This window comes from Yersinia sp. LJYL362 (genome assembly GCF_048323875.1).
On the sequence record NZ_JBLWEX010000164.1, the window covers coordinates 1 to 12,846 of the forward strand.

Consider the following 12,846-nt stretch of genomic DNA (forward strand, 5'->3'; position numbering starts at 1 on the left):
AAAAAGCACGTGGTGCAAAAGCAATCGGTACTACCGGTCGTGGTATCGGCCCTGCCTATGAAGATAAAGTTGCCCGCCGCGGTCTGCGCGTAGGTGATTTGTTCAACAAAGAAACCTTCGCAATCAAACTGAAAGAAATTGTGGATTACCACAACTTCCAGTTGGTGCACTACTACAAAGAAGAAGCGGTTGACTACCAGAAAGTGCTAGATGGTGTAATGGCTGTTGACCCTCAGACAAATATGTCTGTTGCAGACATTCTAACTGCAATGGTAGTTGATGTTTCCGAATTGCTGGACAGCGCGCGCAAGCGTGGTGATTTCATGATGTTTGAAGGCGCTCAAGGCACCTTGCTGGACATCGACCACGGCACTTATCCGTATGTGACTTCATCTAACACCACTGCTGGTGGCGTAGCGACAGGTTCTGGCCTGGGCCCACGTTATGTTGATTACGTGCTGGGTATCGTGAAAGCCTATTCCACTCGTGTTGGTGCCGGTCCATTCCCGACTGAACTGAACGATGAAACAGGTGAGTTCCTGCGCAAGCAAGGTAACGAATATGGCGCGACCACTGGCCGTAGCCGTCGTACCGGTTGGTTGGATATCGTTGCAGTACGTCGTGCAGTGCAGATAAACTCCTTGTCTGGCTTCTGCATGACCAAACTGGACGTGCTGGATGGCCTGAAAGAAGTGAAACTGTGTGTTGGCTACCGCATGCCAGATGGCCGCGAAGTTGATACCACCCCTCTGGCTGCTGAAGGCTGGGAAGGTATTGAGCCAATCTATGAAACCATGCCAGGTTGGTCAGAAGTGACCTTTGGCGTAAAAGAACACAGTAAGTTGCCACAGGCAGCGCTGAACTACATCAAGCGTGTAGAAGAGCTGACCGGTGTTCCGGTTGATATCATTTCTACCGGCCCGGATCGTGAAGAAACCATGATCCTGCGCGACCCATTTGATGCATGATTTATTAGCAAATCGCTAAATAATCAGAATTCAGACGCTAATGAACCGGGCTTAGGTCCGGTTTATTGTTTATACCCTTCTTGCATTGTTAACTGCAAAGTTAACTACTTTGGGTATAATTAGATGCAGAAATGACCTCGGATAAGCCGTTTTACATCAAAAGACTCGCCCTCCACCTAAAAGATTAGCCGCAAGCTTTATGGCTGGTTTATCATTCAAACTATAAGTTTCTAAATAGCACTTAGAATCGCACTTATAATCTATCCAAAACGTGTCATCTTAGATGGGTTTAAGCCGAGTAAACTGATACTCAGGGGTATATGTGCAGTTAACAAGTTTTACTGATTATGGTTTGCGGGCGCTGACTTATATGGCCTCGCTACCTGAAGGCCAAATGACCAGCATTTCTCAGGTGACTGAGGTCTATGGCGTGTCTCGCAATCATATGGTTAAAATAATCAATCAGTTGAGCCGTGTCGGGTTGGTCACTGCCGTGCGGGGGAAAAACGGCGGCATACGGTTAGGTAAACCGGCTGACCAGATTCGAATTGGTGATGTTGTTCGCCAGTTAGAACCTCTTTCTCTGGTGAATTGTAGTAGTGATTTTTGTCATATAACCCCCGCTTGCCGCCTGAAACAAGTGCTTAATCAGGCAGTACAAAGTTTCCTTAACGAGCTGGATAACTATTCTTTAGCCGATATGGTTAAAGATAATACCCCGCTCTACAAGCTATTACTTGTTGAGTAGATTTTTGCTTAATCAAAGATATATATACCCAAAGTAATTGGAGTTGCTGGTAGGCAGCCAGTAAACGAATCCCGATGAGCTTACACTGGTAAGTGATTCGGGTGAGAGCGCGCAGCTAACACCCCTGCGGCTTCAAGTACGCAGGGTATAAGGCTGCTGCTGACAACGGAGGAACCGCAATGTCACAAGATCCATTCTTGGAGCGAGAAGCAGAAAAATATGAGTCACCGATCCCTAGCCGGGAGTTCATTTTGGCTCATCTCGCGAAACGCGAAACACCTGCCAGCCGTGAAGAGTTGGCAAATGAACTTAATTTATCGGGTGAAGAACCGCTAGAGGCGCTGCGTCGCCGCCTGCGCGCGATGGAGCGTGATGGACAATTGGTCTTTACCCGTCGTCAGTGCTACGCCTTGCCGGAGCGCCTGGACTTGCTGCGCGGGACTGTTATTGGTCATCGTGATGGCTTTGGTTTCTTACGGGTTGAAGGCAGTAAAGACGACCTGTACCTCTCAGCCGAGCAAATGAAAACCGCGATTCATGGTGATGTGGTATTAGCCCAGGCCGTTGGCGCTGACCGCAAAGGTCGTCGTGAAGCACGTATCGTGCGCGTATTAGTACCGAAAACCAGCCAGATTGTCGGCCGTTACTTTACTGATGCGGGTACCGGTTTTGTGGTGCCGGATGATGGCCGCTTGAGTTTTGATATTCTGATCCCACCTGATGCCATCAATGGCGCGCGAATGGGGTATATGGTGGTGGTCGAGTTGACCCAGCGCCCGACCCGCCGTTCTAAAGCGGTAGGTAAGATTGTTGAAGTGCTCGGTGAAAACATGGGGACCAGCATGGCGGTAGATATCGCACTGCGCACTCATGAGATCCCACATACCTGGCCGCCACAAGTTGAAAAACAAGTTGCTGACCTGAAAGAGCAAGTGCCGGAAGAAGCGAAAAAAGGGCGAGTGGATTTACGCAATCTGCCGTTGGTCACTATTGATGGTGAAGATGCCCGCGATTTCGATGATGCGGTTTACTGCGAGAAAAAACGCGGTGGTGGCTGGCGCTTGTGGGTGGCAATTGCTGATGTCAGTTATTATGTGCGCCCGCGCACTGCGCTGGATGATGAAGCTCGCAGCCGTGGTAACTCGGTTTACTTCCCGTCGCAAGTTGTTCCGATGCTGCCGGAAGTGCTGTCAAATGGCCTCTGCTCGCTGAATCCGCAGGTAGACCGCCTGTGTATGGTGTGTGAGATGACCATCTCCGCACAGGGTAAGCTGTCGTCGTCTAAGTTCTACGAAGCGGTGATGAGCTCGCACGCGCGTCTGACCTACACCAAAGTATGGCGAATCATTGACGGCGAAGAATCACTGCGCGAGCAATATAAGCCGCTGGTGCCACATCTGTTAGAACTGCATACCATGTACAAGGCGCTGGATCAGGCTCGTGCTGAGCGTGGTGGTATTGCATTCGAAACCGAAGAAGCCAAGTTTATTTTTAACGCCGAACGGCGTATCGAGCGGATTGAGTCGACGGTGCGTAATGACGCGCATAAGTTGATTGAAGAGTGCATGATTCTGGCGAATATCGCCGCCGCGCGATTTGTAGAAAAACACAATGAACCGGCGCTGTTCCGGGTGCATGATCGCCCAAGTGATGACCATATCTCCGCGCTGCGCAGTGTGCTCAGTGAGCTGGGTCTGACACTCGGCGGTGGTTTGAAACCAGAGCCAAAAGATTATGCGGTGCTGATGGATGAAGTGGCGGATCGTCCGGATCATGAAATGCTACAAACCATGTTGCTGCGTTCGATGAAACAGGCGATTTACGATCCGGAAAACCGTGGTCACTTTGGTTTGGCGTTGGCGTCTTATGGTCACTTTACCTCGCCAATTCGCCGTTACCCCGATTTAGCCATGCACCGGGCTATCAAGTACCAGCTTGCCAAAGAACACGGCAATGTGAAAGAGCGCTGGACACCAACCGGCGGCTGGCACAGTGAGTACGAAGAGATGCTGCAATTGGGCGAACATTGCTCAATGACTGAACGCCGCGCTGATGAAGCGACTCGTAATGTTGCAGATTGGCTGAAGTGTGATTTTATGCAGGATCAGGTGGGGAAAGTCTTCACCGGGATTATTGCCAGCGTCACCGGCTTTGGTTTCTTCGTCCGTCTGGATGATTTGTTTATTGATGGTTTAGTACATGTCTCCAGTTTGGATAATGACTACTACCGTTACGATAACATTGGTCAGCGTTTGATCGGTGAATCCTCAGGTCAGGTTTACCGGTTGGGTGATACTGTGGAAATCCGGGTTGAGGCGGTCCACATGGATGAGCGCAAAATTGATTTTGCTCTGGTTTCCAGTACCCGTAAACCGCGCGGTGAAGGTAAAACGGCGCGTGATAAAGCCAAGAAAGCCGATGGTCAGCGCACGATGCGCGATACCTCCACTGGCCGTGGCGGTCGTGGTAGCTCATCGAGTTCATCACGTCGTGATGGCGCGCCAGCAGGAAGTGGGCAGAAACGCCCTCGTCGTGCCAAAAAACCGGTAAACTTTGAGCCGGACAGCGCTTTTCGTCCGGCAGATGCCGCCGCTAAGTTAGATGACAAAGCGTTGGCCGAGAAAAAGGCCAAAGCTAAAGCGAAAAGAGCATCCGCCAAGACCAAGAAAATTGCCGCTGCCACTAAGGCCAAGCGCGCGAAGAAAAAAACCAGCAGTGACCAATAATGGCCTGTTGATTGTCGGGCGGCCCTGGTCGCCCGCATTCATTTATATTTAATCATTTATAAAAGAGCATCATGAGCGAAATTATTTACGGCATTCACTCCGTTAAAGCCTTGTTAGACAATGATCCACAACGTTTTCTGGAAGTTTTTATTCTGAAAGGTCGTGACGATCGTCGCCTACAGCCCTTGATTGCCGAACTGGAAGCAGCCGGTTTGGTGATTCAGGTTGCCAGCCGCCAGTGGCTGGATTCACAGGTTGAAGGTGGTGTCCATCAGGGTATTGTGGCGCGAGTCCGTGAAGGGCGTCAGTATCAGGAAAATGACTTGCCAGCGTTACTGGAAAGTGTAGAAACCCCTTTCCTGTTAGTGCTCGATGGCGTTACTGATCCTCATAATCTGGGCGCATGCTTGCGCAGTGCAGATGCTGCGGGTGTCCATGCGGTTATCGTGCCACGGGATCGCTCGGCGCAGTTGAATGCCATCGCCAAGAAGGTCGCCAGTGGTGCTGCTGAAAACGTACCATTGATTAAAGTCACTAATCTGGCGCGTACGCTGCGAGTGTTACAAGAGCACAATGTCTGGATTGTCGGGACTGCCGGTGAAGCAGATCATACATTGTATCAAAGCAAAATGACCGGCCCGATGGCATTAGTGATGGGAGCTGAGGGGGAAGGTATGCGCCGTTTGACCCGCGAACACTGTGATGAACTGATCAGTATTCCGATGGCAGGGAGTGTTTCTTCACTCAATGTATCGGTTGCTACCGGTGTGTGTTTGTTTGAAGCGGTACGTCAGCGAGCGCTAAAAGTTTAATATACCCGTCGCCCTTCAAGATGCAGGGGTGTTGGCTGCCTTCACTTACCCCAGTCACTTACTTGTGTAAGCTTCTGGGGACTCGCTCACTTGCCGCCTACCTGCATCCCGAAGTAACTTGGGTATATGTATTTCATACCGGCATTTCAATCAAGCCAACATTTCCGGATGTTGGCTTTTTGTTTTTTATTTTTCACACAGAGAATTTCGCATCACTATCAGCGATATAGAGTGGATTAATCGCTGTTTGTGATGTGTCTGTCAGCAAAAAACCCCGCCTGCACCATACTTAACCCTGATTTATGAATGCCGATTTCGCAATAAGTACCGAAATGGAGGAAGGTATGGAGTGGCAGACTCATTTGGTTTTCAACCAGCCTGAGCCGTTATCTAACAGTAATTTATATCTGTCTGATATGGCTTTGCGGGAAGCAGTGATACGGGAACATGCTGGCTGGGATGGCGAGAGTCTTTCTCTGATTGGACTTCAACTGGGATCACAGGAGTCACTTGAATTAGGGCGGCTGGCAAACGCCAATCCACCCGAGTTATTGCGCTACGATGCTGCGGGTCAGCGGCTGGATCAAGTGCGATTTCATCCTGCCTGGTATGTGTTAATGCAAGAGTTGGTTAATCACCGGGTGCACAATTTGCCTTGGCAGGAGGATGCCAGGATAGGCTCTTTTGTCGCCCGGGCGGCGCGCTTTATCCTGCATGCTCAGGTAGACGCAGGGACATTATGCCCAATAACCATGACGTTTGGTGCCATTCCGCTGCTGCAACAAACCCTGCCACCGCTATTCCAAAGTTGGTTGCCGGCACTGCTTTCAGACCGCTATGACTCTCATCAAACCGTCGGTAGCCAGAAACGCGGTTTATTGATTGGCATGGGCATGACGGAAAAACAGGGCGGCTCCGATGTATTAAGTAACACCACCCGAGCAGAGCCGCTGGAAGTACACGGCCATGGTGAGGCTTATCGTCTGGTCGGCCACAAATGGTTTTTTTCGGTGCCACAAAGTGATGCGCACCTGGTGTTGGCTCAAGCAGAGGGAGGGCTATCTTGCTTTTTCCTGCCGAAAATATTGCCAGATGGCACTTATAACGCCATTCGCTTAGAGCGCTTGAAAGAGAAACTCGGTAACCGCTCCAATGCCAGCAGTGAAGTTGAATTTGATCATGCGACCGCGTGGTTATTGGGCGATGAAGGTGACGGCATTCGCCAAATTCTGAAAATGGGTGGATATACTCGTTTTGATTGTGCGCTCGGTAGCCATGGCCTGATGAGAAGAGCTTTCTCCGTCGCGCTGTACCATGCCTGGCAGCGACAAGCCTTTGGTAAAGCACTCATTGACCAACCTTTGATGCGGCAGGTGTTAAGCCGTATGGCATTGCGTTTAGAAGGGCATACTGCGTTATTGATGCGTCTGGCCAGTGCATGGGAAAAAACCGGCGAGGTTCATGAGCAGGTATTCAGCCGGCTACTGACGCCAGCGGCAAAATATCGTGTCTGTGGGCTGGGCAGCGGGTTTGTCGCCGAGGCGATGGAAGTTCTCGGCGGGATTGGTTATTGCGAACAAAGTGAGCTGCCGCGGATTTATCGTGAAATGCCGGTCAACAGCATTTGGGAAGGCTCCGGCAATATTATGTGCCTTGATGTGCTGCGCACCTTCCGCAAACTCCCCTCTGCGATAGACATGCTTCAGCAAGAGTTTTATCCGGTACGAGGGCAAAATCGGCTGTTTGATCGGGCATGGCGGCAACTGCAACTGCGGCTGAAAAATCCCAAGGAAGAACAAGGGCGGGCGATAACGCAGCAACTGTTTGACTTGTGTTGTGCATCTCAATTGCTGCGGTTTGCCTCGCCGCCATTGGCCGATGCCTGGTGTCGCATGACGCTCGATCACCGGGATCAATACATGGTGCCTGAAGCGGTTTGCGCGCTGCTGCTCAGTCGCGGCAGCGGCATGAAATAAGCTCGAAATCATTTATACAACTAATTATTTATACTGCTAGTTATTTATACAACTAGTTATTTATACAACAGAGCGTTGGCGTACCAAATGCCTGGATAAATACTGTCAGACATCATGATAATCAAATAGTAGGGCGCACCACTGGCATTGGCCCTACGTTTAATTTCAGCTTCAATATCCATCGGGCTGCCAAATACTTGAGCTGAAACGGTGCCCACTTTCTGTAAATTAAGGCTCTGTGCGCGGGTGATTTCCTGGGCATAGGGCTGAGCCACAGGTGGTGGAACCGGAGTAACGTGAAAAGCACTGCAAGCCGAGAGTCCCAAAGTGACCAGTAAGACTACCATTACACGTTTTAAATTCATTTTTGCCCCTTTGTCAGCTGCGATATCACTGGTAAACCCATTATTTCTCAAGTGTAACGCTGCCATCTCCAGTATGAGGGAATATCTTGGAAGAAATTGATTTAAGACTTTATATCTTCATTTTGGCACACTGCATCTATCTGTTATAAGCCTGTTCGCTGCCTGATAAATAAAGGATTCTCACCATGATTGAGATGTCGCTGGAAAATATTAATGGAATTGAGGTCATCCATGCGGCCCCTGCGGGTCAGCGCCAGCAGCCGTTACCAACCATTTTCTTTTACCATGGCTACACCTCATCAAAAGAAGTCTATTCCTATTTTGCCTATGCTTTCGCCCAAGCCGGTTTTCGCACAATAGCGCCGGATGCAGCTATGCATGGTGCGCGTTTTGCGGGGGATGAAACACAGCGACTATCTCATTTCTGGGAGATCCTCAAATCGAATATTGATGAGTTACCAGGGCTTAAGCAGCATTATCAACAGGCAGGATTGATTGACGGTGATCGAATGGGTGTCGCGGGCGCATCAATGGGCGGGATGACCGCGTTAGGTGCGTTTGCCCGCTACCCATGGGTCAGTGTTGCCGCCGATTTTATGGGATCAGGCTATTTTACTTCGCTGGCGCATTCGCTGTTTCCACCTTTGGATGCCGGACGGGAGCTCAGCCCTGCGGAGTTTGAACATCGTCTGGCACCGCTGGCGGATTATGATCTTTCCCATCAGTTGGAAAAAATTGCTGAACGGCCTTTATTGGTTTGGCACGGCGAAGCGGATGATGTGGTACCCGTGGCGGAGAGTGCGCGCTTGGTTCAAGCACTGCGAGTCAGTAGGCGTGATAGCCACCTGACCTATCTTACAGAGCTGGGGATTGGACATAAGATTACGCCAACAGCATTGAGCGCAGGAACACGCTTTTTTAGCAAATATCTATAAAAACCCCCGACAAGCGGGGGGAATGGGGTTGAGAGCAATCTTTTTATGGGGGTTTCTCTGGTGTTGTATTTATCTATTGAATCTTAGCGATAGAGAACGGCGTTAACGTGCATGGAACTGTTGTCGCCGGGTTCATGCATAGCAATTATCTGATAAGAAGTGGCACCGCGTTCATCTGCTAATTTACTGATTTGTGCAGTGGCATCATCAGGAGAAATCACATTGTGACCCAATGACAGTGCACCGATACTGACGCGCTGTTGCTGCATAGCTTGTTGAGCGGTTATTTCTGTGGCGGCAAACGTGCTGGTTGATAATACCAAACCGAGTGCGGCTGCGATGGTAAGTGTATGTGTATGTTTCATAGGTGACTCCAAAATCTTATACCCTAAATAATTCGAGCCGCAGACGCGTTGGCTGCGTTCGCTCACCCCAGTCACTGACTTATGTCAGCTCCTGGGGATTTGCTCAGTTGCCGCCTTCCTGCAACTCGAATTATTTAGGGTATGTTTATTTACTTTGAATGACTTTCAGTTAGCTGCGCCGCTTGTCTCCCCGTCATCTTTCAACCTGTAGGTGTGTTGGCTGCTCTCGTTCACCCGACACTTACTTGAGTAAGCTCATCGGGGTTCTCTTGCTTGCCGCCTTCCTACATATTGAAATCTATTGGGGATGTGCGGTGGATGTAAATAATTCTAGTCGCTTTTGTTAATTTAAAAATACGTGACAATTGATTCACTTTGTCAAAAAAAGTGAATGACATTTATGTTGAGATAATGATTTTATTGAAATATTTAGTAGACTAATGGATCTACATCCATTGGTTATTTAATGAACAAAAAGTGCGGTTTTAGCTGAGTAATGGTTAGAACAAGAATAAATCCCCGGCAGTCCTTGAGTTTCAAACCGCCCGCAAGTATAGTTACGCGTCATTTTTCAGCCGCACACAAACACGTTCCTTGCCTCCATGGGCCGCGGTTGACCCTATCAGGAGGCTGAATAATCCGTAAGGAGCAATAATCGATGCGTCATTACGAAATCGTTTTTATGGTCCATCCTGACCAAAGCGAACAGGTTCCGGGCATGATCGAGCGCTATAGTGCAACTATCACTAATGCTGCTGGTACGATCCACCGTCTGGAAGACTGGGGCCGCCGTCAACTGGCTTATCCGATCAACAAACTGCATAAAGCTCACTACGTTCTGCTGAACGTTGAAGCGCCGCAGGAAGCGATCGATGAGCTGGAAACAAACTTCCGCTTCAACGACGCCGTTATCCGTAGCATGGTTATGCGCGTTAAGCACGCGGTAACTGAAGCATCACCAATGGTTAAAGCGAAAGACGAACGCCGTGAGCGTCACGACTTCGCGTCAGAAGCCAATGATGATTCTGAAGCTGGGGATTCTGAAGAGTAATTGCCGTGGTGACCACTAATCGTCTGGTACTTTCTGGCACTGTGTGCAAGACACCGGTTCGAAAAGTAAGTCCTTCTGGAATTCCGCATTGTCAATTTGTGCTTGAGCACCGATCAACACAGCAGGAAGCCGGATTTAGCCGACAAACATGGTGCAGAATGCCCATCATCGTCAGCGGGCAAAAGTCACAAGCATTAACTCACAGTATAACGGTCGGCAGTCAGTTAACCGTTGAAGGCTTCATTAGCTGCCATCAAGGCCGCAATGGGCTAAACAAATTGGTTCTGCATGCCGAGCAGATTGAATTTATAGATTCTGGAGACTAGCCAAATGGCACGTTATTTCCGTCGTCGCAAGTTCTGCCGTTTTACCGCGGAAGGCGTTGTAGAGATTGATTATAAAGATATCGCTACGCTGAAAAACTATATCACTGAAAGTGGTAAAATTGTCCCGAGCCGTATTACCGGTACTCGCGCAAAATACCAGCGTCAGCTCGCCCGTTGTATCAAGCGCGCACGCTACCTGTCTTTGTTGCCGTACACTGATCGTCATCAGTAATCGGCCACTGTCCATTAACGACTTTGAGAGGATAAGGTAATGCAAGTTATTCTGCTTGATAAAGTAGCAAACCTGGGCAGCCTGGGTGACCAAGTGAACGTTAAAGCGGGCTACGCTCGTAACTTCCTGGTTCCACAGGGTAAAGCTGTTCCGGCAACTAAGAAAAACGTTGAGTTCTTTGAAGCACGCCGTGCAGAATTGGAAGCCAAATTGGCTGGCGTTCTGGCTGCTGCTGAAGCTCGCGCAACCAAAATTAACGAACTGGTCAGCGTCACCATCGCTTCTAAAGCAGGTGATGAAGGCAAACTGTTCGGCTCTATCGGTACTCGCGACATCGCTGATGCAGTTACTGCAGCTGGCGTTGAAGTAGCCAAGAGCGAAGTTCGTCTGCCGAATGGCGTTCTGCGTACCACTGGTGATCATGAAGTTCACTTCCAGGTACACAGCGACGTATTCGCAAAACTGAACGTGATTGTGGTTCCAGAAGCGTAAGTTACGCTGCTGTAAACCTGTTAAAACGCCAGCCTCGTGCTGGCGTTTTGCTTTTTGGTCAAAGGAAAAAAGGTATTAGGGTGCCGCTGGTAACATAATTTCAAATTCACACAGTTCAGGTGCCACGCCCGAACAGCTATAAATCTCAAGAAAAGTAGTTTGCTGATACCGCCAATGTGGTTTTCCACTGATGGATGCCCGCCAAGTTTGGTTATCGAAGTACATATCCATTAACTTACCTTCGGCTTGCAAGTTATAGGTACATTTCTGGAACCGCCCCTGATCAATAATATTATCTTCCCCACCATCACTATTGAGAATCAGAAGGGCTTCATGGAAACTCTTAATCGCACTGTCCTGGGGAATCTCGCCTTGCACGGCGCCAACCCACTCCCCCACACCGGCAGTGGTTGCGGTATAGACTCCATTGTTGTGCTTGATATTATCAATGGCTGGGCAATGTTGTGTTGCAAATGCGCCAAAGGGCATCAGTAGCAACACAAAAGGTAATTTATATTTCATCATCATCCCCTCAATTTATGAATACAGCTGTTTATGAATACAACCGTCAGCTAGTGGATGGCGTTAACCATCCAAAACAACTTAATTCGAGGGGAGTTCGGATGACAATATCAAAGAAAATAAGGCATTAGATAGAAGGGGCTAGGGTTGGCTACCATTAACGCACACGACGATAGCTGCCATCGCTTTGGCGGGTAAACAGTACTTCTGTACTATTGGTGGTTTCAATAGCCAAAGCGGCAACCACGCCTTGTGCATCCAGCATGATTTTGACTTCCTGGCCAGCTTTAAGGTTACTGAGCGGTTTATCATTACCTTCGGCTTGCGCCATGGCAAAAACTTCATTTACCGGCAAATTATTATCGCGAAATAGCTGTGCCAGCGTTTTCCCTGCTTGAATTTGATAACTCTGCCAATTTCCCTGTAACGGGGGAGTCGCCTCAGGTGTAATCGGCGGCGCCACCGTTGGAGGTGGCGGAGCATCAAGATTACCCTGTAATTGGGCCTGTAGTGGCACGTCTGTGGACGGTGCACTCACCGGGAATGCGTTATTGGTGTTATCACGGGAAACTGGCCACAACAGTGCCAGCAGCAATACTGCGGTTGCGATAATGACCCAGCGACGGTGAAAGTGAGGTAATGGCTCCATCCATTCAAAACTGTCTGGCAAGTGCCAGATTTTCAGCAGTAGCTTTTTAATCCCTTTTTCCTGTGCGGCGGTAGCAACAGTTTCAGGGGACACATTATTTTCAGTAGAGGTGATATCCTCAGCAGGAGAAATGTGTTCAGACGCACTGACTTCAGACATCAGATTGTGATCATCAACATTTTTAGCATCTGGCATTATTCTCTGCCTGATACTCAGCCAGGTGTGCAGCAGTGGCTGATAAACCCGAGTGCTTTTCCTTCTCCTGGGCGCGATTCTGCCCATGGTGACCTCTCTTCGACTACGTAAAACTACATAAATAATAAAATGGCATTTTACCCATAGGCTTCTAAGTATAACCCTTCTTGCTTGAAGTTGGGTTAAGCCACTATCTGACTAATGCCAAAAAACAGAATATTATGATACCTAAACGGGGTATTCCCCATTAGCCTGCTGTCATTGTTTCTTTTTCTACGACAAAAGTCATCATTCGCGAAGCAAGATTTTACCGCGCTCCCCTGCTGCTGTTATGCTGGCGGCTTCGACATGATTAGCGACTAAAGGAAAATCCATGACAACCCCTTCTTTTGATAGCGTTGAAGCGCAAGCAAGCTACGGAATTGGTTTACAAATCGGGCAACAATTGCAAGAGTCCGGGCTGGAAGGTTTACTGCCAGAAGCA

At 49.1% G+C, this 12,846-nt stretch carries 14 protein-coding genes and 1 pseudogene; 11 read left to right on the plus strand and 4 right to left on the minus strand.

Going from position 1 to position 12,846, the window contains the following annotated elements; translation table 11 throughout:
* From purA to ACNSO8_RS07855, 5 genes are all read left to right on the plus strand, one after another.
* Positions 1-968 (plus strand): adenylosuccinate synthase (gene purA / locus ACNSO8_RS07835; RefSeq protein WP_418394328.1); only part of this gene is annotated, 968 nt, incomplete at its 5' end.
* A 322-nt stretch (positions 969-1,290) separates the two neighbouring features.
* Positions 1,291-1,716, plus strand: a complete 426-nt coding sequence (nsrR, locus tag ACNSO8_RS07840; protein WP_418394329.1) for a nitric oxide-sensing transcriptional repressor NsrR — start codon at positions 1,291-1,293, stop codon at positions 1,714-1,716.
* A 179-nt stretch (positions 1,717-1,895) separates the two neighbouring features.
* The gene (gene rnr / locus ACNSO8_RS07845) at positions 1,896-4,442 is read left to right on the plus strand and encodes a ribonuclease R (RefSeq protein WP_418394330.1); all 2,547 of its coding nucleotides are present in this window, start codon (positions 1,896-1,898) and stop codon (positions 4,440-4,442) included.
* Between the two features lie 71 nt (positions 4,443-4,513).
* A complete protein-coding gene (gene rlmB, locus ACNSO8_RS07850) occupies positions 4,514-5,254 on the plus strand; it encodes a 23S rRNA (guanosine(2251)-2'-O)-methyltransferase RlmB (RefSeq protein WP_032908742.1) in 741 nt (246 codons plus the stop codon).
* Between the two features lie 332 nt (positions 5,255-5,586).
* The gene (locus tag ACNSO8_RS07855) at positions 5,587-7,230 is read left to right on the plus strand and encodes an isovaleryl-CoA dehydrogenase (RefSeq protein ID WP_418394334.1); all 1,644 of its coding nucleotides are present in this window, start codon (positions 5,587-5,589) and stop codon (positions 7,228-7,230) included.
* A gap of 56 nt (positions 7,231-7,286) precedes the next feature.
* Here the strand turns inward: ACNSO8_RS07855 and bsmA are convergent, their stop codons facing one another.
* Positions 7,287-7,595, minus strand: coding sequence for a biofilm peroxide resistance protein BsmA (bsmA, locus tag ACNSO8_RS07860; protein ID WP_418394331.1), 309 nt, complete (start codon positions 7,593-7,595; stop codon positions 7,287-7,289).
* 185 nt (positions 7,596-7,780) lie between these two features.
* On the opposite strand from bsmA, the gene yjfP reads away from it, so the two are divergent.
* Positions 7,781-8,530, plus strand: coding sequence for an esterase (gene yjfP / locus ACNSO8_RS07865; RefSeq protein ID WP_418394332.1), 750 nt, complete (start codon positions 7,781-7,783; stop codon positions 8,528-8,530).
* Positions 8,531-8,613: 83 nt separating this feature from the next.
* Here the strand turns inward: yjfP and ACNSO8_RS07870 are convergent, their stop codons facing one another.
* A complete protein-coding gene (locus ACNSO8_RS07870; RefSeq protein WP_418394333.1) occupies positions 8,614-8,895 on the minus strand; it encodes a DUF1471 domain-containing protein in 282 nt (93 codons plus the stop codon).
* A gap of 658 nt (positions 8,896-9,553) precedes the next feature.
* Here ACNSO8_RS07870 and rpsF point away from each other — a divergent pair.
* From rpsF to rplI, 4 genes are read left to right on the plus strand one after another with little or no spacing between them, the layout of a single operon-like run.
* Positions 9,554-9,946 (plus strand): 30S ribosomal protein S6, encoded by a 393-nt coding sequence (rpsF, locus tag ACNSO8_RS07875; protein WP_002210153.1) that lies wholly within the window; start codon positions 9,554-9,556, stop codon positions 9,944-9,946.
* Positions 9,947-9,951: 5 nt separating this feature from the next.
* Positions 9,952-10,272: a primosomal replication protein N gene (priB, locus tag ACNSO8_RS07880; RefSeq protein ID WP_020282467.1), complete on the plus strand. Its 321-nt coding sequence runs from the start codon at positions 9,952-9,954 to the stop codon at positions 10,270-10,272.
* A 4-nt stretch (positions 10,273-10,276) separates the two neighbouring features.
* Complete coding sequence (gene rpsR, locus ACNSO8_RS07885; RefSeq protein ID WP_002210155.1) at positions 10,277-10,504, plus strand: 30S ribosomal protein S18; 228 nt, start codon at positions 10,277-10,279, stop codon at positions 10,502-10,504.
* 39 nt (positions 10,505-10,543) lie between these two features.
* Positions 10,544-10,996: a 50S ribosomal protein L9 gene (rplI, locus tag ACNSO8_RS07890; RefSeq protein WP_005175476.1), complete on the plus strand. Its 453-nt coding sequence runs from the start codon at positions 10,544-10,546 to the stop codon at positions 10,994-10,996.
* 75 nt (positions 10,997-11,071) lie between these two features.
* Here the strand turns inward: rplI and ACNSO8_RS07895 are convergent, their stop codons facing one another.
* Both ACNSO8_RS07895 and ACNSO8_RS07900 read right to left on the minus strand, forming a co-directional pair.
* Positions 11,072-11,521, minus strand: coding sequence for a DUF3757 domain-containing protein (locus ACNSO8_RS07895; protein ID WP_072082903.1), 450 nt, complete (start codon positions 11,519-11,521; stop codon positions 11,072-11,074).
* A 154-nt stretch (positions 11,522-11,675) separates the two neighbouring features.
* Complete coding sequence (locus ACNSO8_RS07900; RefSeq protein ID WP_026017985.1) at positions 11,676-12,449, minus strand: LysM-like peptidoglycan-binding domain-containing protein; 774 nt, start codon at positions 12,447-12,449, stop codon at positions 11,676-11,678.
* 286 nt (positions 12,450-12,735) lie between these two features.
* On the opposite strand from ACNSO8_RS07900, the pseudogene ACNSO8_RS07905 reads away from it, so the two are divergent.
* Positions 12,736-12,846 (plus strand): annotated as a pseudogene (locus ACNSO8_RS07905) (peptidylprolyl isomerase); the annotation flags it as partial.